This is a genomic window from Nocardia brasiliensis NBRC 14402 (assembly GCF_000308475.2).
Taxonomy (GTDB): domain Bacteria; phylum Actinomycetota; class Actinomycetes; order Mycobacteriales; family Mycobacteriaceae; genus Nocardia; species Nocardia brasiliensis.
Map to the genome: position 1 here is coordinate 1 of NZ_BAFT02000001.1, position 23,356 is coordinate 23,356.

Below are 23,356 nucleotides of genomic sequence, written 5' to 3' on the forward strand. Positions count from 1 at the left end.
TGGTTCGAGTCGGTCGGATCGGTCGCCGACCGCGCGCCGCCGGACTGCGCGGGCAGCGCGCTGCCGAGCCAGTCGGTGAAGTTGTCGAGCTGGTCGCCGACCTGGCCGACGCCGACGTCCACTTTCATCTCGGAGTTGAAGTAGATGCCGTTCGGGCCGACGCCGAAATCGACCTGCCACGAGGTGCCGACGAAGACGCCGAGGTTGTCACCGCCGACGCCGTCGAACGGACCGTCGCCCGTCGGCGTTCCGGCCGAGGGGGTGCCCGCGATCGGGTGCGCGCCGGGCAGATCGAACGAGCCCGGCGCGACGAAGCCGTTGGCGCCGGGCAGGCCGAAGCCGTGGCCCGCCTGACCGAGCCCGTGGCCGGGCAGGCCGAAGCCTTGGCCGCCGGGCAGATCGAGATCGTGGTTCGGGGCGTTGCCGGGCGTGCCCGGAAGTTGCAGTCCGCCGGACTGGGCCGTGTCCGTGCCGGGGATGCCGCCGAGACCGGGCACACCGTCGGAGGAGGCCGCGTTGCTCGGCAGGCTCGGCAGGCCGAAGCCGTGGCCGGAATCGGTGCCGGGCAGGCCGGGCAGCCCGGCGTCGGTGCCGTTGTAGTCGCCGTGCAGCGTCGGCAGCGGGAAGTTCGCGCCGCCCGCGGTGCCGGGCAGGTCGAAACCGGAATTACCGTGCGAGACCGGCAGATTCGGCGAATGCTGCGGGTTCAGCGGCGCGGGTTCGATGACCGGGTCCGGAAACGTGATGACCGGCGAGGGGGCACCGGAGTCCGGGTCGCTGTTGTGCGCCCAGCCGGTGTTCATGCTGTCCAGGCGGGAACCGGGCGCGGCGGGCACGCCGCCGCCGTTCGCCGCGATCAGTGCGCCGCCGGTGACGTAGGCGCCCGCGCGGGCAACGCGCGCGACGCCGGTGGCTACTCGATAGGCGGTGTCACCCGTGCGCTCGGCTCCCTCGGTGGCATCGTCATCGAAGGGCAGGTCACGCGTCATGAAAGCTCCATCTCGGGTTCCAACAGCCATCCTCACGCGTCCGGCCGGACCGAGTGAAGATCACCTAACACTATTTCGGGAAAACCCGACTGTCACATTACCCAGGACTGTAGAGAGTCCAGCGGTGGCGAGCAACACAACCTTGCCATCCCCAAAAGCGGAACGAAAGCCCTATTTCTAGTGGGTCGAGCAGACCGTACGCCGCTTTCAAAACCGGCGATGACCAGGACTGATTCTGCCCGTTCGAACTCGGCGCACCAGCGATTCCGGCAGACCTAAGAGTTCTCTAACAGTTACTCAACGACTCGTGAAGATCCCGTACCTAACGTCGAACTCGTCGAGCCACCCGGTCGACAGGATCGAGCTGAAGGAGACCCCCTCATGACCTCACTCATCGGACGCCGCGTCGCCGCCGTGCTGGGCGGAACAGCGCTCACCGCCGCCGTGGTCGCGGGCATGGCGGGTGCCGCCTCGGCGCAGCCCGTGCGGCCCGCCGTCCCCGCGCCCGCTCCCGGCGTCCCGAGCGAGCCGGTCGGCCCCGGTCAGGTCGTGGTGTGCCCGTCGATCGACGATCCGGACGGACAGGTCGTGATCACCACGAACGAGGGCGAGGACGGCCCCTGGGTGACCATCGAACGTCAGGGCCCGGTCGAAGCGGTGCCCGCCACCCCGATCGACCCGCTCGTACCCGGGACGCCGCCGCTGGCCACCGCACCGCTCGCGCCGGGGACGCCCCCGCTGGCCACCGCACCGCTCGAGGAAGGCTGCGTCGCCGCCAGCGTGCGCTGACCTGCGGGACTACTGTTGATCCATGACCGGACACCGGATCTTGGTCGTGGACGACGAGGTTCGTGTCCTCGCGTCGCTGCGACGCGGGCTGGAACTTTCCGACTTCGAGGTGCTCACCGCGAGCGACGGCGCCGAGGCGCTGACCATGTGCCGCACCCAGACGCCCGACGCCATGGTGTTGGACGTGAACATGCCGACACTCGACGGTGAAGGCGTGGTCACAGCGTTGCGCGCGATGGGCAACGACATCCCGATCTGCGTGCTCAGCGCGCGCAGCGCCGTGACCGACCGGATCGCCTGCCTGGAACGCGGCGCCGACGACTACCTCACCAAACCTTTCGACCTCGGCGAACTCGTCGCCCGGCTGCGCGCGCTGCTGCGCCGCCGGGTCGGCGCCGCCGAGCCTGCCGGCGCGCCGGTGCGGGTCGGCCAGGTGCAGATCGACCTGGCCGGGCATCGCGTGCTGGCCGCGGGCAAGCCCGTCGACCTGACCAAACGAGAATTCGAGGTACTCGCGTTGCTCGCCGACCATCCGGGGATCGTGCTCGGCCGCGAGCAGATCCTTTCCGCGGTATGGGGTTACGACTTCCCGACCGACACCAACGTGGTCGACGTCTTCGTCTCGTATCTGCGCCGCAAACTCGAGGCGCCCGGCGCGGCACGGGTGGTGCACACGGTGCGCGGGGTCGGATTCGTCCTGCGGGAGCAACCGTGAAACGGTCACCGTCACTGCGTACCCGGGTGGCGGTGGTGTCCGGCGTGGTCGCCGCGCTCGTCGCGCTCACCCTCACCATCACCTTCGCCGCGCTGCTCAACGCGTCCGGCGAGCGGCAGTTGGACGAGACCGTCTCCTCGATGGCGGTCCGGGTCGCGCCCCCGTTGAACGGTGTTCCGGCGGAAACACTCCCGGCGCCGGGGCCGCCCGGACCGGCCGTACCGCCGCCGCCTGCCGCGCCGGAACGCGCGGGCCCTTCGACGTATGCGACCGTAGCGCCGCACGCGGCCGACATCCCGGACGAGGCCACCACCATCCGGCGCGACGACCTGCCCTCGGACGTGGCGATCACCCGCGTCGACGGACTGCCCGGCGTGCTCGTCTCGCTGGACCCGAACCGCGACGTCGTCGCCTCCGCCATTCACCGCAGCCAGCTGATCGGCCTCGGCATCGGTGTGGCGGGAGCGCTCATCGCGGCCGTACTCGGTTGGCTCCTGGCCGGTTACGCCGCGCGCCCGCTGCGCAGCCTCGCCACCGCCACCCATGGCATCGACACGCTCGAGGAGTTGCCGCCGCTGTCCGGCCGGGGCGCGCGGGAATCCGAGGAACTCTCCGACGCCATCACCCGCATGCTGACCAGGCTGGAAGCGGCACACCACGCCACCAATCGCGCGCTGACCAGTGCGCGCGACTTCGCCGCCGTCTGCGCGCACGAACTACGCACCCCGCTGACCGCGCTGCGCACCGACCTACAGGTGTTGGCCACCAAGGAGATTCCCGCCGAACAGCGCGGCGCGATCCTGTCCGAGGTGCTCTTCGCCGAACAGCAGATCGAGAACACGCTCACCGACCTGGAGCGGCTCGCGGTCGGCGAACTAACCGAGCCCGACGTGTTCGAATCCTTCGACCTGTGCGAAACCCTGGACCGCGCGACCCAAGACGCGCAACGCCGCTACCCGGACGCCGCCATCACCCTCACCGAATGCGAGCCCGTCACGGTGACCGGCCTGCCCGGCGGCGTCCTGCTCATCGTCACCAACGCCGTCGCGAACGCCGTACAGCACGGCCACGCCGACACCATCGCCATCTCCGTGGCCCCCCACGCCGACGAAGTGGACATCCTGATCGACGACAACGGTTCCGGCATCCCGGAAACCGTCTGCCCCAACGCCTTCGACCGCTTCGTCAAAGGCCCCGGCTCCCCCGGCTCCGGCCTGGGCCTGGCCCTCGTCCGCCAACAAGCCGAACTCCACTCCGGCACAGCCGAACTCACCAAGAGCCCCCTAGGCGGCACCCGCCTGCGGGTGCGGCTGAAAACCTAGCTTCCTACTTCTGGCCCTTCGGCTTGTCGGAGGCGGCGTCGGAGGAGAGGGCGGCCACGAAGGCTTCCTGGGGGACGTCGACGCGGCCGATCGTCTTCATCCGCTTCTTGCCTTCCTTCTGCTTCTCCAGCAGTTTGCGCTTGCGGCTGATGTCGCCGCCGTAGCACTTGGCGAGCACGTCCTTGCGGATGGCGCGAATGTTCTCGCGGGCAATGATCTTCGAGCCGATGGCCGCCTGGATGGGCACCTCGAACTGCTGGCGCGGGATGAGCTCGCGCAGCTTGGTGGTCATCTTGTTGCCGTAGGCCTGCGCGGCGTCCTTGTGCACAATCGCGCTGAACGCGTCGACGGCCTCGCCTTGCAGCAGGATGTCCACCTTCACCAGCGACGACTCCTGCACGCCCGACTCCTCGTAGTCGAGGCTGGCGTAGCCGCGGGTGCGCGACTTCAGCGAGTCGAAGAAGTCGAAGATGATCTCCGCCATCGGCATGGTGTAGCGCAGCTCGACCCGGGTCTCGGACAGGTAGTCCATGCCGCCGAGTTCACCGCGACGCCCCTGGCACAGCTCCATGATCGAGCCGATGAATTCGCTGGGCGAGATGACCGTGCACTTCACTACGGGCTCGAATACGTGCCGGACCTTGCCCTCCGGCCAGTAGGACGGGTTGGTGACGACGTGCTCGCTGCCGTCCTCCATCTCCACCGTGTAGACCACGTTGGGCGCGGTCGAGATCAGGTCCAGGTCGAATTCGCGTTGCAGGCGTTCGCGGGTGATCTCCATGTGCAGCAGGCCGAGGAAGCCGCAGCGGAAACCGAACCCGAGCGCCACCGAAGTTTCCGGCTCGTAGGTGAGCGCGGCGTCGTTGAGCTGCAGCTTGTCCAGCGCGTCGCGCAGGTCGGGGTAGTCCGAACCGTCGACCGGGTACAGGCCGGAGTACACCATCGGGCGCGGCTCGCGGTAGCCGGTGAGCGGTTCGGTGGCGCCGTTGCGCGCGGCCGTCACCGTGTCGCCGACCTTCGACTGGCGCACGTCCTTCACGCCGGTGATCAGGTAGCCGACCTCGCCGACGCCGAGCCCCTGGGTCGCCTTGGGTTCCGGCGAGACGATGCCGACCTCGAGCAGCTCGTGCTGCGCGCCGGTGGACATCATCTTGATCTTCTCGCGCGGAATGATCTTGCCGTCCACCACGCGGACGTAGGTGACCACGCCGCGGTAGGTGTCGTAGACCGAGTCGAAGATCATCGCGCGGGCCGGCGCGTCCGGGTCGCCGACCGGCGCGGGCACCTGCTTGATGACCTCGTTCAACAGCTCGGGCACGCCGACACCGGTCTTGCCGGAGACGCGCAGCACGTCGTCGGGCTCGCAGCCGATGATGTGCGCGATCTCGCTCGCGTAGCGGTCCGGGTCGGCGGCGGGCAGGTCGATCTTGTTGAGCACCGGGATGATCGTCAGATCCTTGTCCAGTGCCAGGTAGAGGTTGGCGAGCGTCTGCGCCTCGATGCCCTGGGCCGCGTCGACGAGCAGCACCGCGCCCTCACACGCCTCCAGCGCACGCGACACCTCGTAGGTGAAGTCGACGTGACCGGGCGTGTCGATCAGGTGCAGCACGTAGTCGGTGCCGTCGACCTGCCACGGCAGCCGCACGTTCTGCGCCTTGATGGTGATGCCGCGCTCGCGCTCGATATCCATCCGGTCCAGATATTGGGCGCGCATCTGCCGGTCCTCGACCACTCCGGTCAGTTGCAGCATCCGATCGGCCAGCGTCGACTTGCCGTGATCGATGTGCGCGATGATGCAGAAGTTCCGGATCCGAGTCGGATCGGTGAACGTCGTATCGGCAAAGCTAGGCACGGGGCTCCTGGTCACAAGGGGGATTCGGCGTTGTCCATGATCCCATGCGGCTATGCAGCCATCGCTCCCAGGTCCGACGCCATCCCATTCTCATCCCATCGCTGCGCAGTAATGTCCTGGAGCGCTTCGTCCATGTCATCTCGCAGCGCATCATCCTGGCCGGGCCACAGGTGCGGTGGCCGTGGGGCCTTTCAGACCCTCTTCGTAGTCGTCTTTGTCGAGCTTGAACTTGCTGGCAGCGTTCTCGAGGATCAAGCCGTCATCAACGGCGATTTGCAACAGAGTCGTCAGGTGCTGGAGATACAACGAGGTCGTCGAGAGCTGGATCGGTTTTCTCTCACACCAGGGACACCCAGTGAGTAACAGGTCTGTCCAATCACAGATATCGCTGCACTGGACCTGCGCAAGGCTTAACTTGTGCGAGCGGTCCCAGGTTATTGATGAACTGCTGCCGAGCCTTGAATGTTCCTTCCGTGCGAGCGCGATCCCGCCATTTCTCGGCATACTCTTCGGTGTTCCGCCTTCCGAGGTCAGGTCGATGTATTCGCCATATCGGAGCTTGCCTTCGATTTTACTCTCGAAATACTCGGCCGGATCAGGGATATCATAGCGACCGCGCTTGTCGAAGGTTTTCGAATTGAGACACCGTTGCAATGCTCCCAACGAACGATGTACCTCTTGACCTTCTTTTTGGGCCACCCCTGGTCCCATTAGGATTTCACGAACTTGGATGCTTGCCATTCCTACCCCCTCCGGCTTGCCATAGGCATTCATAGTCGCCCGGATTCGAGGAGCTCCGTGAACCATTGCCGACAAACCGAACGGTCGTCTATGCCGAACTATTAACTCATAGATAGCTGTATCTGGATCTCGCACAAGGGGATTCCGGTCTCTAGAGTGGCGCGAGCTCGCTACGCAGCTCTGCGGGTTCGTTCCGCCGTTAGGCGAGCGTGCTCCCACGCGTCGATATCGCTCGATCGGTACCGCCGATACCGACCAACCTTGATGTAGCGTAGCCCGTTTCCGGTGGAAGCCCAGACCGCAATTGTCTTTACCGGGACCTGAAAGCGCCGCGCCACGTCTTCAGTTGTGAGCCAGGCCTCTGAGGAACATGCACGGGCCTTGATCGAGGGGGCGGGTGCGAGACGCCTCGACCTGAGCGTCGAACTCGGCGGCAACAATCGATACCCGGAGGGCTTGGAAAGCTTTGTCACACCGAGGGATTCGACGAGTTTCTCCCTCCGGCGGGGGGACACCCCGAGCAGGTAACAGGTCGCCACTACGGTGGCGAGCGCGCGTTCGGCGCGTTTGCGCCGTTCGAGCAGCCAATCCGGGGAGTAGGAGCCCGAGCGCAGCTTGGGGATCGCCACGTCGATCGTGCCGATGCAGGTATCGAAATTGCGGTGGCGGTGGCCGTTTCGGGAATTGACCCGCTTCTCGGAGCGTCCGCCGCAGCGGCCCCGCACCGACGTAGTCAGGGTGCGGGCCGCAGCGACGTCGCGGGCCAGCCTCAGTCCGATTCGACAACTGTCTCGAGATTGATGGAACCGATCTTCGACTTGCGGCGTCCAACCAAGTAACACAACAGATCTCGGACTTCAGGAGGCCAGGTGGGAACACTCACAGGCGACATCACGGTGCTGCCACCGGCCGCGGTCACCCTCACCGGCATTCGCCGGAGTCTGCGGCAGTGACGCGTTCGCTTTCCCCGGGAGACTGCGTGTTTCAATAAGTCCCGGTGACCACTGAGGTCCCCAAAGTCACTGAGTTCCCAGCCACCGTCGACGCCCAGAAGCCCACCACAGGCGCAGAGCTTGCAAGTGCCGGCCCCCTGCCGACCGGTGCCCCAACATTTGAGATATCACCCCAACCGCTAACCCTCCTCCGCAACAGAACAGCCGATGCAATCTTCCTTGGTCGAGCTACCGCCAGTTCTTCCACTTTCAGCGAGAAAGCGAGCGGGCCTCGAACATCCTGCCGACTGTCGGTGCTGCCAGTGAGAGCAGCCAGCAGGAGCCACAGCCATGAATTCCGTTGCCAGACTGGAACAGATCGCCGACCAGCAGACCTCCGCAACCAAGCGCATCCGCGACCAGTTCGTGCGCATCGGCCAGAGCGCACTAAAGGCGTCTCGTGATCTTGCCGCGCAGGAATGGCGGCGACAACGAGACCGTGCCGGTCGGCAGGCAGCGGCGAGAAAGTCTGTGCCCACCCCGAATCCGGCTGATCTCATGAATCATCCAGAACTCCTCGCATGGAGCTTCAGTGCGGCGTGGCCGTCAAGTCCTGCGCCCAAGGGGCTTTGGCTTCCGTAGCCGTCGACGTTCTCAGGGACGTCGCTACCGGTGGAGACCAACCTCAATACGTCGTTGACGCCGTAGTCGGCTGCTTCAGCGGCGCTGGGGTGGGGATGGTTTGGAGTGCATTGGCACCAGGTGTCAAGAAGAAGGCGATTGCCGCAGTCGTCGCCCTGGTAATCGGTATCTCTCCACTGGACTGAGGTAGCATCCAGTATGTGTAGGCTGCCGGGAGATAGCTCTCCCGGCCGCCTGCACCTCAAAGCGATGGGCTACAGGGGTAAATTATGCGTCCGCTTTTTATGGCTCTGATTTATGGACTAATTCTGTTCGGGTCGATTTATGTTGCCTCGAAAGGGTTTCGCGGAACTGCGACAAGCGAATCCGAAGGCTACGGAGAATACATCCCAGACCATCTGAAGACCGATCCGATCCGCAGGAAGCAGCTGAACAGAACATTCCTTTACTGGGGCGGCGGCGGCGCCCTGTTATGTCTGCCGCCATTAGGTTATCTCGCGTATATCTTGGCTGACCCATTCAGGGAGCTAAGCACCGCCGCTGTGGTTCTACTGGCGGTGTACGGAGTCCTCATTACCACCGTACCCCTCTATCCGATTGAGAAATTCAGGTCTCGAACCTGAGACCGTTGTCTCATGTCGCCGGTTTAGCTTTCATCAGTTTCCTGAAGCGGGTGAGCGTGGCGGCCGGGATGTTGAGCTGGTGGTAGCCGGTCAGCCACGGGCTCGTGCGTTCGATCACCCACCGGTTGCGGCCGAGGCGTTCACTGGATTCGATGCCCTTGCGGGCGATCCGGACGATGATGCCCCGGTCGCGCACCCATCGACGCAGCCTTGCATCATATGCGTTGTCGGCGTGCAGCTTCGCGGGCTTGCGTCGTCGCGGCCCGCGCCGCGATCGCACTGCCAGGGACCGCACGCACGAACTGCCCGCAATATTCAAAAATCAACGATGGCCCGCTGGCCATCGCCGACCTCGGCGTCGCCGCACTCCGCTCCCCATGCCCGCACTTCGACGCCTGGCTCGAAGAGCTGGATGGCCGCCTGTCGTGAGCGCTCACACATTCGATGCCCTAACGCTATAAGTGACCGGGTGGTCTCGGTTGCCGACACAGCCCTGGTCACGAGGGGCTTCATTCGACCGCGAGCAGCCGATCCGGTATTGCAAGCCCATATCGACGAATTCCAGCCGTTCGACGACGGTGCGGCACGGATGAGAAGCGCGGCGTACGCCGTTATATTGCGAAGATGGCCCGAAGTTGGAACTCCCTCGGCAAGCAGCTCGGCATCATCGCGAAGGAGCAGGGTCCCAGGATCGTCCGGCAGCAGGGACCGAAGTTGGTGGAGCGTCTGGTCGGTTCGCTGACCCAGCGTGGGACACGTCCGGTGCGGGTGCGGCCGACCGCGTCGACGCCGGTGCCGACCGCCGAACGGGCGCGGCAGATCGTGTACTCGCCGCAGCTGGACGGGCGCGCCGATCCCGGTGAGATCGTGTGGACCTGGGTGCCGTACGAGGAGGATCCGGCCAACGGGAAGGATCGCCCGGTGCTGGTGGTCGGCCGCGACCGCAGGACGCTGCTCGGCCTGATGCTGTCCTCGAAGGCGGACCGCGCCTTCGACCGCAACTGGGTCGGCATCGGCAGCGGCAGCTGGGATGCCGAAGGCCGGCCGAGCTGGGTCCGGCTGGACCGCGTGCTCGACGTCCCCGAGGACGGCATCCGCCGCGAAGGAGCCATCCTGCCGCGCAAGACCTTCGACCTGGTCGCGCATCGTCTGTGCGCCGAATACGCCTGGCACTGAACCGAAGTCGCCGGGCCCGGCCGGGCCCGGCGATCAGCGGTCAGGACAACAGGTTGCGCGAGCGGCCGAACAGCAGCCCGTAGAGCAGCGCGCCGAGCGCGCCGCCGACGAGCGGGAACACCACGAACGCCCAGACCTGACCCATGGCACCGTCCTGGTAGGGCGCGACGGCGAGGCTGCGGGCCGGGTTCACCGAGGTGTTGTCCACCGGAATCGAGATCAGGTGGATGACGGCCAGGGTCACGCCGATCGACAGGCCGGCCAGTGGCACGTCGGAGAGCTGGTCGGTAGAGGCGAGTACCACGAAGACCAGCAGCGCGGTGAGCATCACCTCGATGATGATCATCGCGGCCATGCCGTAGCCGTTCTGCAGGACCACCTCACCGAGCGGCCCGGTCTGCGCCGACGGGCTGTGCCGTCCCCACCCGTTGGCACCGAGCCCGGCCGCGGCCCGATCGTAGGACGGCAGGTTCTTCGCCAGCGCGAACAGCACGAGTCCGGCGAGGAAACCACCGATCAACTGTGCGATCCAGTAGCCGGCCGCGGTGACCGCGCCGATCCGGCCGAGCAGCAGGTGACCGAGGGTCACCGCGGGATTGACGTGACAGCCGGAGATCGGCCCGATGGCGTAGACCAGGAACAGCAGCGTGAGCCCGAAGGCGAGCGCCACACCGAGCGCGCCGACCCGGTCCCCCGCCAGCACCGCCGTTCCGACACCGCCGATCACCAGGACGAAGGTACCCAGCGCCTCCGCCCCGAACTTCTTGGATTCGGGAATCGGCCCTAGTTCGGCGACTTCCTCGACAACTTCTTGAGCCGTTGGAGACATCTGTTCCACCTTCCGCGTTCAACGAGTAGCCAGTGCCAACCGTGGTGCCGCTTCGAAAACAGAGCCGTTCAAGATCAACGGTGTTACCCGGACGCTACGCGAGACGAGTGATCTCTACAACGACCTCGAGATCCGTGGAGCCACCGCCGGAGAAGATGCCTTTCAGCGGCGGCACATCCGCGTAATCGCGGCCGACGCCGACCGAGATGTGCTGCTCGTTGATCGCGATGTTGTTGGTCGGGTCGTAGCCCCACCACATCCCGGTCCAGGCTTCGATCCAGGCGTGCGACTGTCCCTCCACCGTCACGCCGATCTCGGCGGCCGGGTCGGGGTGCAGGTAGCCGGAGACGTAGCGACTGGGAATGCCCATGCTGCGCAACAGCACCAGGGTCAGGTGGGCGTAATCCTGGCAGACCCCTTGCCGATCGGCGAACGCCTGCACCGCGGACGTGTGCACGGACGTGGTGCCCGCGAGGTAGGTCATCTCTCGATGCACCCATTCCGCCGCGCGCACAACGGCTTTCGCGGGCGGCAGCCCCTTGGCCAACTGGCGGGCGATGCCTGCCAGCTTGCGGTCGCCCGGCACGAACACGGTGGGTGCGAGCATTTCGTCGAAGCGGTCGGCGATGTGCCCGGCGCGCAGCTCGTCCCAGTCCAGCTCCTCGGCCGGTCCGGCGAACGGCTCGGTCTCCACCACCGAGGAGCCGGTGACCTCCAATTCGGTGTGCGGAGCGTGCAGGTCGAACGCGGTGACCGCGCTGCCCCAGTAGTCGGTGTAGCGATAGGAGCGGGTGGAGGGCACGGTTTCCACCCGGTTGAGGATCACGTTCTGCCTGCTGTCGGCGCGCGGCGTCAGCCTGGCTTCGTTGAACGAGCGCGTCACGGGCGCGTCGTAGACGTAACCGGTGGTGTGCACCACCCGAATTCGCCAGCTCATAGCTCCCCCTCGACCTGCATATTGTCGTCTCGACTGCTACGCAGATCGGTCCACGCCACCCACGGGGCCGCATGGAAGTACTGCAATGCGATCGCTTCACTCACTTCCCGGCAGGTCTTCTGCAGCGACAGCAACCGGTTCTGCAAATCCTCCAAAAGCACACCGGGCGGCAGGAATTCGAGCTCGCTGCGCGCCCGGCCGAGTAGTCGCTGGGCTTCGTGCCGGGCGCCGACGCGGCTGCTCGGCCGCTGGTCCAGTTCTGCGAGGCAGGCTTCGGCCACCCGCACCGAATGGAACACCGAACGCGGGAAAAGCCGGTCCAGCAGGATGAATTCGGCCACGAGGTTGGCGTCCAGCGCACCGCGGTGCGTGCGCAGGTAGGTGTCGTGCGCGCCCGCCGAACGCAGGACGGTCACCCACGCGGGTGAGGAGGTGCGGTCGCCCGCGCGGGAAAGCAGCAGCCGCACAGTCATGTCCACCCGCTCGATGGAGCGGCCGAGCAGCAGGAACCGGTAGCCGTCATCGCGGCTGAGCGTGGAGTCCGACAGGCCGGCGAACATGGCGGCGCGGTCCTGCACGTAGTGGAAGAACTCGTGCGGCCCGAGACTGCGCGCCGCCTTCTCCGCGACGGCCAGCCCGATATAGGTGGCGTTCAGGCACTCCCACATCTCGCTGGAGGTGACTTCCCTTGCGCCCCTGGCATTCTCGCGGGCGTTGACAATCGAGTCGATGATCGAGCCGCCGTCGTGGCTGAACGCGACCAGGTCGGTGACCGACCAGACATCCAGGGTGCCGTCCGGCGGCTCGATGCCGAGCACCCGCAGCAGCACCCGTGACGTGCGGTCCGGGTCGACGGTCGCGTCTTCGAGCAACTGGTGTACCGCGACGTCGAGGATGCGCGCGGTGTCGTCGGCGCGCTCGACGTAACGTCCGATCCAGTACAGGGATTCCGCGTTGCGTGCCAGCATCAGGGGCTCACCGTCCGGTGCCGCTGCCCCTGCCGCGATTGCCGCTGTTCCTGTTGTTGTTGCTGCTGTTGCTGATTCGCCTGCGCGGCGGTCAGGTCGCGGCCCACTTCGCGCGAATCCGATTGCGGCGGATCGCTGACCAGTTCCGCGCCCGCGAGTTCCCGATCGGCCAGGGAGTCCCGCCCGGACAGCACCCAGGTGTCCTTGCTGCCGCCGCCCTGGCTCGAATTGACCACCAGCGAGCCATCGGGCAGCGCCACCCGGGTGAGCCCGCCGGGCAATACCCACACCTCGTCGCCGTCGTTGACCGCGAAGGGACGCAGATCCACGTGCCGCGGCACCAGCTCGTTGCCGATCTTGGTCGGCACGGTGGACAACTGCACCACCGGCTGCGCCACCCAGCCGCGCGGGTCCGCCTTGATCCGTCGGCGCGAGGCCTCCAGTTCCCGCTGAGTGGCGTCGGGCCCGATCACGATGCCGTAGCCGCCCGAGCCCTCGACCGGCTTGACCACCAGCTCCGCGATCCGGTCGAGCACCTCGTCGCGCTCGTCGTCGAGCCAGCAGCGGTAGGTGTCGACGTTGGGCAGCACCGGTTTCTCGTTGAGGTAGTACTCGATGATCGTCGGCACGTAGGCGTAGATCAGTTTGTCGTCGCCGACCCCGTTGCCCACCGCACTGGAGATGACGACATTGCCCGCCCGCGCGGCGTTGAGCAGTCCCGCGACGCCGAGCACCGAATCCGGCCGGAAGTGCATCGGATCGAGAAAGGTGTCGTCGATCCGCCGGTAGATCACGTCGACCTGCCGCTCCCCGGCCGTGGTGCGCATGTAGACGACGTTGTCGCGGCAGAACAGGTCGCGGCCCTCGACCAGTTCCACGCCCATCTGCCGGGCCAGCAGCGAGTGCTCGAAGTACGCCGAGTTGTAGACCCCGGGAGTCAGCACGACCACCGTCGGATCGGCTTCGTTCGGTGCGGCCGAGGCACGCAGCGCCGCCAGCAGATGCCCGGGATAGTCGCCGACCGCGCGCACCCGATGCGAGGAGAACAGATCCGGAAAGACCCGCGCCATGGTGCGCCGGTTCTCCATGACGTACGAAACCCCGGACGGCGAACGCAGATTGTCTTCCAGCACCCGGAAATCGCCGCGCTCGTCACGGATGAGGTCGATGCCCGCCACGTGGATGCGCACCCCGTTCGGCGGGATCAGGCCGGCCGCTTCGCGATGGAAGTGCTGGCACGAGGTGACGAGTCGTTTCGGGATCACCTCGTCGCGCAGGATGTTCTGTTCGCCGTAGACGTCGGCGAGAAACAGTTCGAGGGCGACGACCCGCTGTTTGATGCCGCGCTCGAGCTTCGCCCACTCCGCCGCCGCGATCACGCGCGGCACCAGATCCAGCGGGAACGGCCGTTCCTGGCCGGACAGCGAGAAGGTGATGCCCTGGTCGATGAAGGCCCGGTCCAGGGCGGCCGAGCGGGCCGCCAGATCGGACACATCGATCGGGTCGAGGGCGGCGAACAGCCCTCGATAGGGCTGGCGGACGCGACCGGAGCCGTCGAACATCTCGTCGAACGCGGCGGCGTACCGGCCGGGGCGATAACCCTCGAATAACCCGGCGGAGGCGACCTTGCCGTTTCCGGCAGCCCGCCCGTTCGTACCGACCGGTTCGGACGCGGCGAGTCGCGCCGAACGTGGCGGAGAGGCGGGAGTCATGCAAAAATCGTGCTACACGCAGCGGCAATGCTGTGTGAGACACAGGTAAATTTCTTGCATCACTCGTGACCTTCCGGTCATTCGGCACCTTTCCACATGCGACCGGTCGGTACGTTTCACCGGGGCGACCGGTGCCGATTTCGTGCGCCGGACGGCGGCTGGTACCCTCGACCTTCGGCGTTGCGTTACCCGTTTACCCAGGGTGCGACGCACGCGTAGGAACTTTCCCAGCACATCACTCAGCGACAGGAACACGAGGAAACAGGCGTGGCCAACATCAAGTCCCAGTTGAAGCGGATCCGTACCAACGAGGAAGCGCGCAAGCGCAACCAGTCGGTCAAGTCGGCGCTGCGCACCGCGATCCGCAGCTTCCGGGAGGCCGCTGCGGCCGGCGACAAAGAAAAGGCCGCCGCGCAGCTCCAGTTCGCGAGCCGCAAGCTCGACAAGGCCGCCTCGAAGGGCGTCATCCACGCCAACCAGGCCGCCAACAAGAAGTCGGCGCTCGCGCTCGCGCTGAACAAGCTCTGATCCACCGGTACCGATTCGGGTACCGCACATACTGACGCAGCCGCCGTGGCCTGGATGACCACGGCGGTTTTTGTCGTGCCCGCGGCAGGGCCGGTCGCGCGAACTGTTCATCTGCGGGGATTTCGGATCGGCCCACAGCTTGTCAGTGGTTCCAGCTACCATTCGGCGCATGGTTACCGTGTACGCCAATCAGACCGTGGTCCGTGCCGAGGATCTGCCGGATGTGATCCGGGCAGCCGAGGTGCTCGGCTTCGGGGTGAAGATCGAGAACGTGATGGTGCCCATCGACGATGAGGGCAACTACTCGCTGGAGTGGGTCGTCACCAGGGACGAGGAAGTACCGGCCTACGAGGAGTGGGACGGCCGCTACGACGACGAGGTGGACGAGGGCGAGGAGCTAGTGCTCAGCTCGGTCGAATGACCCCGGTGCCGGTGCTGGATCGGCCGCCAGCCGATCCAGCGCCGCCTGGGAATCCTCGTCCGCCGCGCGATAGATGACGATGCGCTGGTCCGGATCCTGTACCGGCATCAACACCTCGAAATTGACCACCAACCGACCGACGATCGGGTGCCGCAGCGGTTTGGCGCCGCGGCCCTGCACCCGGACGTCGTGCCTGGCCCACGCGGCCTCGAACTCACTACTGTGCGCGATGAACTCCCCGATCAGGTCGCCGAGCGCCTGGTCGTCGGGATGGGCCGCCCAGGCCGCCCGCAGATCCGCGATCCCCTCCCGGATGATCCGCTCCCGCTCCACGTAGAAGTCCCGCATGCTCGGCTCCATCAGGCACAGCCACATGGTGTTGCGATGCCGGGCGGGCAACGTGTCGAAGTCGATGATCAGCCGCGCCATCTCCGGATTCCAGGCCAGGATGTCGTAGCGATGGTTGATCAGCATCGCGGGCAGCGGCGACAGATCCGCCACCAGCATGGCCAGCGCCGGTGCGGGCACCATGCTCGGCTTGCCCGCGTTCGGCTGCCGCTGCTGCGCCAGATCGAACAGGTAGGCGCGCTCGTCGGCGTTCAGCCGCAGCGCCTGCGCGAGGGCCTCCAGCACCTCCGGCGAGGGACGCAGGCCACGGGCCTGCTCCAGCCGGACGATGTAGTCGGTGCTCACCCCCGCCAGCTCCGCGACCTCCTCCCGGCGCAGCCCGGGCGTGCGCCGGGCCTGCTTGCGCTGCGGCAGGCCGAGGTCGCCCGGGGCGAGTCGCTCACGCCGGTCCCGCAGGAAGGCGGCCAGCTCATGGGTTCGATCCGCGTTCACCGTTCCAGTCATCGTCCTTGATAGTACGGCTGAGTAGGACTGGCCTTCCCAGGAAAAACCTTCCCTTACCGTTGCCGTTGCACCGTTCCAGACTGGCTTTCATCAGTACGGAAGCACCGACAAAAGGAGCTGGCCATGTCCGGAGCACTCACCCTCGATACCTATCGGCTGCTCGGCCGTTCGGGCCTCCGGGTGTCTCCGCTGTCGCTGGGCACGATGACCTTCGGCGCCGATTGGGGTTGGGGCGCCGACCAGGACGAGGCACGCAAGATCTTCGACACCTATGTCGACCGCGGGGGAAACTTCATCGATACCGCGAGCATGTACACCAACGGCACCTCCGAGCAACTTCTCGGCGAATTCACCGCGAACAACCGTGAAAGCCTGGTGCTGGCAACGAAATACACCATGCTGCGGCGGCCGGGCGACCCCAATTCCGGAGGGAACCATCGCAAGAGCATGTTCGCCTCGGTCGAAGCGAGCCTGCGCAAGCTGAACACCGACTACATCGATCTGCTCTACTTGCACGCCTGGGATTTCCACACGCCGGTCGACGAAATCCTGCGCGGCATGGACGATCTCGTGCGCGCGGGCAAGGTGCTCTACGTCGGCATCTCGGATGCGCCCGCCTGGCAGGTGGCACGCATGCAGACGATCGCCGACCTGCGCGGCTGGTCGCCGCTCATCGCCCTGCAGATCGAATACAACCTGGCCGAGCGGACCGTCGAACGCGATCTGATCCCGATGGCGCGGGAGCTGGGGCTCGGCGTGATCCCCTGGTCGCCGCTCGCCAGCGGCGTGCTCACCGGTAAGTACAGCCGCGACGACCTCGCGCACAACGCCGAAAGCTCACCGGAGGGCAGCCGCAAAAACGTTGCGGCCGCGCAGGGTTCGCTCACCGAACGGACACTCGACATCGCCGACGTGGTCAAGGACGTGGCCGGTGAGCTCGGCAGGTCGCCCGCGCAGGTCGCCTTGGCGTGGACGCTGCGCAACCCGGGCGTGACCGCGCCGATCATCGGCGCGCGGACCGCCGCCCAACTGCAGGACAACCTCGGCGCGCTCGACGTCGAATTCGAGGCCGGACAGCTGGCCCGCCTGGAGCAGGTCAGTGCGATCGAACTCGGCTTCCCGCACGACATGCTGGCCCGGCCGATGACTCGGAATGTGGTGTCCGGCGATCTGAAAATTCAGGCCCGCATCTGAGCAGAGCTGTTGGGACGCGGCTCAGTTCACGCACGGGATGGTGTCACCGGCGATCGCGGCCTGCACCGGCTTTCCGACATCCGGTGCGGGATCGGCGGTCTCGGCGGCAGTCGCGCTCTCGAGCGGGGGTGCCGATTTGAACAGAGCAGTAGCGGGGTCCGGTTCGCCGAAGGCGGTCCGGACCTCGCGGCGGATGGCGGCCGGGTCGACGATGTTGACGTCCTGGCCGTTGATGGAGTCGTAGCGCAGGACGGGGAGGGTGCGGAACTCGACGGCCGGGCTGCCCGCGGTGCCGAGGGTGCGCAGGAAGTCGGTGACGTTCCAGCCGTCGGACAGGACGATGTCGCGATGCGCGACGTCCATCAGCGCGTTCAGTTTGCGCACGTCGGTGAACGTGCCCGAGCGGCGCAGATCGAGCGCCACCGAGGTGAGGAACGCCTGCTGGCGGTGGGTGCGGTCGAGATCACCGTTCTCCAGACCGTGCCGCTGACGCACGAAGGCGAGCGACTGCGCCGGATCGAGCCGCTGATGCCCAGCCGGGAAATCCGCCCCTGAATACTCGAGGTCCCGCACCGGTTGATTCAGGCACACCTCGACGCCGTCGAGGGTTTCGGCGAGATCGTAGAAGCCGGCGAGGGTCACCTCGGCGAACCGATCGATCGGCACGCCGGTCAGGTCGCGCACCGCCTGCACGATCGACGCCCGGCCCGCCTCCCGGCCCGCCTGCTCCAAGGTCTTCTGATCGGTCCTCCCTTGGTTGATCAATTCGTCCTGTACCGCGGCCTTCTTCAAGCCGTACGCTTCCTTGATCTTGGCCTTGGTGTAGCCCGGAATGCCGGACACCGAGACGTAGTCGTCGCGCGGAATCGAGACCGCCACAATCTTTTTCAGGTCCGCCGGGATATGCACCAGGATCAGCGTGTTGGCGTTGTAGCCGCCTTCTCCACCGTCGCCCGCGTGCAGTCGATCGAGGATCTCCTTCGGCAAGTCGTTGCCATCTTGGTCTTTCCGGGTATCCAAGCCGATCAGCAGAACATTCATGTCCCCGGCGAGCGAATGCGGCGCGTCCACGCCCAGCGCCGCCGATCGGGTGAATCCTCGATCGAACCTGGCTTCCGTCGCCCACCCGACCGCGGTCCCCGCAAGCATCGCCGTCGACAACCCACCGATGACGACCTTCACCACGATCCGCCCGACCCGGCGAGCCGGTCGCTCATGCGCATTCCGAATCGACCGTCGAGAGTGCCGTGCACGAGCCCGCCGGGATTCGTCGACCGGAAGGACCGGTGCCGAGTGTTCATCCATAACCTTGTCAAGTCTGACACGAAATGAGTAACTAGTAATTTGCTATTTGGGTGAACGTGCTGGTCGACGCCGTGCGAGCGGGCCTCCGGCAGGGCAAATTCAGCACTTCCAGCTGTGGTGCGAAGTCGGGACAAAACGCTCGTTACGGCCCAGTTCGCCGTCACAGATGACTACGGATCGAAGCGGCGGCGCGGCGCGAACCCGGACTTGAACACGGCGTTCCGACAACCACCTGGTGTGGTGCAGCACACATTTAGCATCCAATTTTGGTATGCGCCAGGCGCTGGGGGAACCTCCAGTGTCCGCAGCCGAGCGTCTGTTTCCGGTGATCGTCCTTGACCACAGCAGCCCTCACCGGGACCGCGGACGCGGACGACTCGGTCTTTTTCACCTCCCCCAGCGGCAATATCTCCTGCGCGATCTTCGGGAAAGAGTTCAACGGCGGCGCCGGGTACGTCCGCTGCGAAATACAGAAATACGACTACATGGCGCCGGAGCGGCCGGCTCGGTGCTATTTTCCGGACGGCACGCCGACTTCGCATTACTACGGCAAAGTCTTCCATCTCAGGGCGGCCGAGGGCGCGGGTTTTCGACTGTGGCGACGGTGGCACCATCGGCTGGAGCGGTGCCGTGTTGGCGTACGGTTCCTCGGTCACCTACGACGGGTTCACCTGCACCAACGCGGTCGACGGCATCCGATGCAGTTTGGGGAACAAGTCGTTCCGGGTCTCTCAGTTCTCCTACGAGTTCAGCTGAGCGGCAGGGTATTCCAGCGCCCCCGGCTCAGTTTGCGGACTGTAGGTCGAGGATGCGGGTGAGGGCGTGCTCCAGGGCGTAGCTCGCGTCGGCGGCGCCGCCTTTGACGTCGGCGTTCAGTGTCGCGACGACCTGGAGGGCGGAGCCGATGGTGGCGGGGGTCCAGTTGCGGGCTTGCGCCTGCGCCTTTTTGACCTTCCACGGCGGCATGCCCAGCTGCTGCGCCAGTTTGAATGGATCGCCGCGGCCCGCGGAGCCGACGCGGGCGATGGTGTGCACCGAATCGGCGAGGGCGTCGGCGAGCAGCACGTGCGGCACGCCGCGATCGTTCGCCCAGCGCAACGCCTCCATCGCACCGGAACGGTCACCGGCGACGGCGAGTTCTGCCACGTCGAACCCGGAGACCTCGGCCTTGCCCGAGTAGTACTGCCGGACGGCGGCGACATCGATCTTGCCGCCGGTGTCGGCGACGAGCTGCGAACAGGCCGCCGCGAGCTCGCGCAGATCGGAGCCGATGGACTCCAACATCGCCTGCACCACGTCACCGGCGACGCGCACGCCCGCGTTGCGAAACTCGCCGCGGACGAACTCCACCCGCTCGGCGGACTTGGTCAGTTTGGCGCAATCGTGCTGGACTGCACCAGCTTTCTGCAGCGCGGGGACCAAAGCTTTCGCGCGGCCACCACCCGAGTGCAGCACGACGAGCACCACGCCGGGCGGCGGGTCGCCCGCGGCTTCGGTGATCACGGTGACGGCTTCCTTGCCCGCCTCGGCCGCCGACTCCAAGATGATGACCCGGTCCTCGGCGAACAGTGACGGACTCAGCAGCTCAGCCAGTTCCGCGGTACTCGCGTCGCCCGCCCGCATGCGGTCGACCGGCACGGCGTCGGGGTCCGGCGCGGTCTCGCGCACCTGCGCGGTGACCGCGCCGATCGCTCGTTCGACCAACAGTTCTTCATCGCCGAGCACCAGATGCAACGGTGCGGGCGCGCTCATGACTTCGCCCCGCCGGCACGCACCTTCGCCCCACCCGACGAAGCACCGTGCCTACGGTTCACTCGCTGACGCTCGTTGTGGTCGGTCACGGCAGCGATCCTACGGTGACCCACCGACAGCCTCCCCACAGGTTCGCCGTTCACCACACACCGCGCAAGACCCGGCAACTCGCATCGACCACCCGATGGGTCAGCGCCGCGTCGAGCCGATCGAATCTCTCGCCGACATGACTGCGCGGCAGCCACATCAAACGACCGGCCAGCGCGACACCGAACGGTGTTTCCACCGCGGTGCGGCCTGCTTTACAGGCCGCACCGCGCTATCGGGAGGTCATGGTTTTGGGTGGGTTGCCGCCGACGACCAGGAGGTCGCCGTGATGATCGGTGCGGAGCACGGTGGTGCCGAGGGTGTTGAGTTCGGCGAGGATGCCGTGGTGCGGGTGACCGAAGGTGTTCTCGACGCCGACGCTGATCAGGGTCAGGCGTGGATGCACCGCGTCGAGGAACTCTTTTGTGGTCGTCCGGGATCCGTGGTGCGGCAGTTTCAGGATGTCGGAGCGCAGTGCGATTCCTTGCCGAAGTAATAATTGCTGGGCTGGGGCCTCGATATCACCGGTCAGCAGGATCCGACCGGCCGCGGTGTCGGCGGCGAGGACGATCGACCGGTCGTTGGCGTCCTCCGCTTCGGCACCTGGTGTCGGCCGCGCGCCCGTCAGCTCGGGTGCGAGCACCGTCAACCGGACCCTACCGATCTCCAGCACTTGCCCGGATGCAAGCGCCAACACCGGAATTCGTTCGCGCCGTGCGATATCCGCCACCTGGGTGAGGTTCTCGACTCGCGCGCCTTCAGAGCGCATCGCCGGTGCTGCACCAGTTCGCCGACACCGTTCACCACCGGTCGCACACCAATCGGTGGACGCGCATGATGCCTTACGTTCGTCCCCTGAATGCTCACACCCGGCGACTGTCGGGACGCACCGCTCGGCTTCGAGTTCACCGCCGTTCGGGTCCGCCCCGGTCGAAGGTCTGGCCGGTTCGCCTTGTGCCCCAGGCGCTTCGCAGGTGTCGGCATCCGACTGGCGCGAGATCCGTCCCGTGCCTACGTTCGGTGCCGGCTCCGACGGCCCGGGACGGACCGGCGCACCGTCGTATTCCTGCACCCCATCGAGCTCCCGCGCACCATCGAGTTCCTGCGCACCGCCTTGTTCCTGGGCACCGCCTTGTTCCCGCGCACCACCGAGTTCGTGGGCACTGTCGAGTTCCTGGGCACCACCGGGCTCCCGCGCACCATCGAGCTCCCGCGCACCATCGAGTTCCTGCGCACCGACCGCGATCGCTGCGACCGCTCGGCCGTCCAGTGCACCGGCGAGCCCTCCGATGTGGTCGGCGTGGGGGTGGGTCAGTACGAGGAGGTTGATGCGGGATATGCCCAAGCGGTTCAAGCACATTCGGATACGTCGGGGTTCGGGGCCGACGTCGATCACCACTGCGGAGCCGTCGCCGGTGGACAGTGCGAGCCCGTCACCCTGGCCCACGTCGCAGACGGCGAGGACCCAACCGGACGGGGGCCAGCCGGGATGCCAGATGCGGACCGGAATAAGGACCATGGCAACGCAGAAGGCGACCGTCAGCACCAGTCTGCGGCTGGCCGCGAAACGCAACGCGAGGATGCCGACGACGATGATCGCTGCGGCAAGCAGCCCACCGGACAGGCCGCCCGGCACCACTACGGACGCGCCCGGTACCGCGGCCGCGTGTTCGGCGACGAACAGCAACCACCACAGCGGCGGTGCCGCGCAGTGCACGACCAATTCGGCCAAGGGCGACCAGATGGACGCCAGCACCGCGGCGGCCGCCCCGATCACGGTGATCGGGGCGATGACCGGTTCGACGAGCATGTTCGCCAGAATCGCGACAAGGCTCAGCTTTCCGGTCATCGCGATGACGAGCGGAGCCGTCACGACGAACGCGGCCGCCGCCACCGCACAAAGTTCCGCGGGCAGACGCCACCAACCGCGGGCGCGCAACCAGTCCGCCCAACTCGGTGCCAGCAGGATCAGTGCACCTGTCGCGCAGGCCGACAACGCGAAGCCCATCGAGACTGCGAGCGCAGGCCATACGGCGAGCAGTCCGATGATCGCCGCGCACAGCGCCGGAAGTGCCTGTTTCCGCCGGCCAGTCATCAAGGCGAGCAAGGTGATCGCGCCCATCGCTCCCGCCCGGAGCACACTCGGGTCGGGCCGTGCGACGATCACGAACAGCACCAGCACGAGCCCGGCGGCCAGTGCGGCTGCACGCGGACCGAGGGTGAGCCCGCGCACTGCGCCGAGTACCACTGCCAGCAGGATCGTGAAGTTCGTCCCGCTCACGGCGCAAAGATGTTCCAGCCCAGCGATTTCGAAGTCTTCGCGGACCTGATCCGACAGTGCCGAGGTGTCCCCGACGACGAGCGCGGGGAGCAACCCCGCTGGTTCGGCGGGCAATGCGCGGGTGACCGCCTCCGCGAAGTCGGTACGCACAGACCGAGCCAGCCGTTGCCACCAGGGCAATGCGCCCACCGGCTTGGGTTCTCCCACTGCCCGCAATGTCGCGACGGTGAGGTCGCGCTGCCTAGGAAGGTCGGCCTTCGCCGGGAACTGCACCGTCTGTCCCGGCGAAAGATTCGCCCAGCCCGCACCGGCGGCCAGAATCACCACCGCTCCACCGGCCTGCACCGTCCGCTCGCCGTACCGATACTCCCGCAGGTTCGCCCTGAGCACCCAACGGTCACCACCGAATACGTTTCCGCGCAACGGCTTCGGATCATCACTCGCCGTCACCAGCACCCGCACCGAATGCCCGGCCAGCGCCCGCAACGGATGCGTCGCCACCTGATGTTCCCGCCACGCCGCCGCCACCGCGAACCCGCCCGCGAGCAACACCGCCGCCAGCGCCACCACCGCCACAGCCCGCTGCCGCACCCGCCGGTGCGCCATCGCCCACAACAGCAACACCCACAACCCGATCGCCAGCACAACCAGCGCGATCGCCACCCACACCCCCACCACCCACCCAGCAGTCAACGCCACAATCGTTGCC

Annotated in this window: 21 protein-coding genes and 3 pseudogenes; 9 read left to right on the plus strand and 15 right to left on the minus strand. The window is 66.5% G+C overall.

Annotation, left to right across the window (positions count from 1 at the left end; translation table 11 throughout):
* Positions 1 to 989, minus strand: a pseudogene (locus TY25_RS00005) (hypothetical protein); the annotation flags it as partial.
* A gap of 381 nt (positions 990 to 1,370) precedes the next feature.
* On the opposite strand from TY25_RS00005, the gene TY25_RS00010 reads away from it, so the two are divergent.
* From TY25_RS00010 to TY25_RS00020, 3 genes are read left to right on the plus strand one after another with little or no spacing between them, the layout of a single operon-like run.
* The gene (locus tag TY25_RS00010) at positions 1,371 to 1,778 is read left to right on the plus strand and encodes a hypothetical protein (protein ID WP_042253198.1); all 408 of its coding nucleotides are present in this window, start codon (positions 1,371 to 1,373) and stop codon (positions 1,776 to 1,778) included.
* 22 nt (positions 1,779 to 1,800) lie between these two features.
* Positions 1,801 to 2,493, plus strand: a complete 693-nt coding sequence (locus TY25_RS00015; RefSeq protein WP_042253199.1) for a response regulator transcription factor — start codon at positions 1,801 to 1,803, stop codon at positions 2,491 to 2,493.
* A complete protein-coding gene (locus tag TY25_RS00020) occupies positions 2,490 to 3,815 on the plus strand; it encodes a sensor histidine kinase (protein WP_042253200.1) in 1,326 nt (441 codons plus the stop codon). The genes TY25_RS00015 and TY25_RS00020 overlap by 4 nt, the downstream gene beginning before the upstream one ends.
* A gap of 4 nt (positions 3,816 to 3,819) precedes the next feature.
* On the opposite strand, the gene lepA is transcribed toward TY25_RS00020, so the two are convergent.
* The 4 genes and pseudogenes from lepA to TY25_RS41325 form a co-directional block, all read right to left on the minus strand.
* Positions 3,820 to 5,682: a translation elongation factor 4 gene (lepA, locus tag TY25_RS00025; RefSeq protein ID WP_370466225.1), complete on the minus strand. Its 1,863-nt coding sequence runs from the start codon at positions 5,680 to 5,682 to the stop codon at positions 3,820 to 3,822.
* 135 nt (positions 5,683 to 5,817) lie between these two features.
* Entirely contained in the window at positions 5,818 to 6,408 is a 591-nt protein-coding gene (locus TY25_RS42305) for a hypothetical protein (protein ID WP_146154054.1), read from the minus strand.
* Positions 6,409 to 6,578: 170 nt separating this feature from the next.
* The gene (locus tag TY25_RS44375) at positions 6,579 to 6,848 is read right to left on the minus strand and encodes a helix-turn-helix domain-containing protein (RefSeq protein WP_081868584.1); all 270 of its coding nucleotides are present in this window, start codon (positions 6,846 to 6,848) and stop codon (positions 6,579 to 6,581) included.
* Positions 6,772 to 7,112 (minus strand): annotated as a pseudogene (locus TY25_RS41325) (transposase); the annotation flags it as partial. The pseudogene TY25_RS41325 and the gene TY25_RS44375, both read right to left, overlap by 77 nt.
* A gap of 579 nt (positions 7,113 to 7,691) precedes the next feature.
* Here TY25_RS41325 and TY25_RS42310 point away from each other — a divergent pair.
* Complete coding sequence (locus TY25_RS42310; RefSeq protein WP_146154055.1) at positions 7,692 to 7,982, plus strand: hypothetical protein; 291 nt, start codon at positions 7,692 to 7,694, stop codon at positions 7,980 to 7,982.
* A gap of 633 nt (positions 7,983 to 8,615) precedes the next feature.
* On the opposite strand, the pseudogene TY25_RS43780 reads toward TY25_RS42310, so the two are convergent.
* A pseudogene (locus TY25_RS43780) lies at positions 8,616 to 8,876 on the minus strand (IS5/IS1182 family transposase); the annotation flags it as partial.
* 353 nt (positions 8,877 to 9,229) lie between these two features.
* On the opposite strand from TY25_RS43780, the gene TY25_RS00050 reads away from it, so the two are divergent.
* Entirely contained in the window at positions 9,230 to 9,781 is a 552-nt protein-coding gene (locus TY25_RS00050; RefSeq protein ID WP_014982689.1) for a type II toxin-antitoxin system PemK/MazF family toxin, read from the plus strand.
* 40 nt (positions 9,782 to 9,821) lie between these two features.
* Here the strand turns inward: TY25_RS00050 and TY25_RS00055 are convergent, their stop codons facing one another.
* From TY25_RS00055 to TY25_RS00070, 4 genes are all read right to left on the minus strand, one after another.
* A complete protein-coding gene (locus TY25_RS00055; protein WP_042253242.1) occupies positions 9,822 to 10,610 on the minus strand; it encodes an aquaporin in 789 nt (262 codons plus the stop codon).
* 94 nt (positions 10,611 to 10,704) lie between these two features.
* Entirely contained in the window at positions 10,705 to 11,547 is an 843-nt protein-coding gene (locus tag TY25_RS00060) for a transglutaminase family protein (protein ID WP_042253204.1), read from the minus strand.
* Positions 11,544 to 12,515: an alpha-E domain-containing protein gene (locus tag TY25_RS00065; RefSeq protein ID WP_042253205.1), complete on the minus strand. Its 972-nt coding sequence runs from the start codon at positions 12,513 to 12,515 to the stop codon at positions 11,544 to 11,546. The genes TY25_RS00060 and TY25_RS00065 overlap by 4 nt, the downstream gene beginning before the upstream one ends.
* The gene (locus TY25_RS00070; RefSeq protein ID WP_042253243.1) at positions 12,515 to 14,077 is read right to left on the minus strand and encodes a circularly permuted type 2 ATP-grasp protein; all 1,563 of its coding nucleotides are present in this window, start codon (positions 14,075 to 14,077) and stop codon (positions 12,515 to 12,517) included. Before TY25_RS00070 ends, TY25_RS00065 begins: the two co-directional genes overlap by 1 nt.
* A gap of 417 nt (positions 14,078 to 14,494) precedes the next feature.
* Between TY25_RS00070 and rpsT the strand changes: the two genes are divergently transcribed.
* Together rpsT and TY25_RS00080 are read left to right on the plus strand one after the other, a co-directional pair.
* Complete coding sequence (rpsT, locus tag TY25_RS00075) at positions 14,495 to 14,755, plus strand: 30S ribosomal protein S20 (protein WP_014982684.1); 261 nt, start codon at positions 14,495 to 14,497, stop codon at positions 14,753 to 14,755.
* Between the two features lie 169 nt (positions 14,756 to 14,924).
* Positions 14,925 to 15,176 carry a hypothetical protein gene (locus TY25_RS00080; RefSeq protein ID WP_029902415.1) on the plus strand — a complete coding sequence of 84 codons (252 nt, stop codon included), beginning with the start codon at positions 14,925 to 14,927 and terminating at the stop codon, positions 15,174 to 15,176.
* Here TY25_RS00080 and TY25_RS00085 read toward each other — a convergent pair.
* Positions 15,153 to 16,028, minus strand: a complete 876-nt coding sequence (locus tag TY25_RS00085) for a helix-turn-helix transcriptional regulator (protein ID WP_042253206.1) — start codon at positions 16,026 to 16,028, stop codon at positions 15,153 to 15,155. The two genes, TY25_RS00080 and TY25_RS00085, sit on opposite strands and share 24 nt — an antisense overlap.
* Positions 16,029 to 16,151: 123 nt before the next feature.
* Here TY25_RS00085 and TY25_RS00090 point away from each other — a divergent pair, with 123 nt between their 5' ends.
* Positions 16,152 to 17,222: an aldo/keto reductase gene (locus TY25_RS00090; protein ID WP_042253207.1), complete on the plus strand. Its 1,071-nt coding sequence runs from the start codon at positions 16,152 to 16,154 to the stop codon at positions 17,220 to 17,222.
* A 21-nt stretch (positions 17,223 to 17,243) separates the two neighbouring features.
* Here the strand turns inward: TY25_RS00090 and TY25_RS00095 are convergent, their stop codons facing one another.
* On the minus strand, positions 17,244 to 18,404 hold the full coding sequence (locus TY25_RS00095) for an LCP family protein (RefSeq protein WP_342448143.1): 1,161 nt from the start codon (positions 18,402 to 18,404) through the stop codon (positions 17,244 to 17,246).
* Between the two features lie 753 nt (positions 18,405 to 19,157).
* Between TY25_RS00095 and TY25_RS44380 the strand changes: the two genes are divergently transcribed.
* On the plus strand, positions 19,158 to 19,283 hold the full coding sequence (locus tag TY25_RS44380; RefSeq protein ID WP_256656725.1) for a hypothetical protein: 126 nt from the start codon (positions 19,158 to 19,160) through the stop codon (positions 19,281 to 19,283).
* 27 nt (positions 19,284 to 19,310) lie between these two features.
* Here TY25_RS44380 and holA read toward each other — a convergent pair whose 3' ends face one another.
* From holA to TY25_RS40230, 3 genes are all read right to left on the minus strand, one after another.
* A complete protein-coding gene (gene holA / locus TY25_RS00105) occupies positions 19,311 to 20,279 on the minus strand; it encodes a DNA polymerase III subunit delta (protein WP_042253209.1) in 969 nt (322 codons plus the stop codon).
* A gap of 139 nt (positions 20,280 to 20,418) precedes the next feature.
* A complete protein-coding gene (locus TY25_RS42315; RefSeq protein ID WP_156055016.1) occupies positions 20,419 to 20,565 on the minus strand; it encodes a hypothetical protein in 147 nt (48 codons plus the stop codon).
* A gap of 33 nt (positions 20,566 to 20,598) precedes the next feature.
* Positions 20,599 to 23,340, minus strand: a complete 2,742-nt coding sequence (locus TY25_RS40230) for a ComEC/Rec2 family competence protein (protein ID WP_193125449.1) — start codon at positions 23,338 to 23,340, stop codon at positions 20,599 to 20,601.
* Positions 23,341 to 23,356 lie beyond the last annotated feature (16 nt).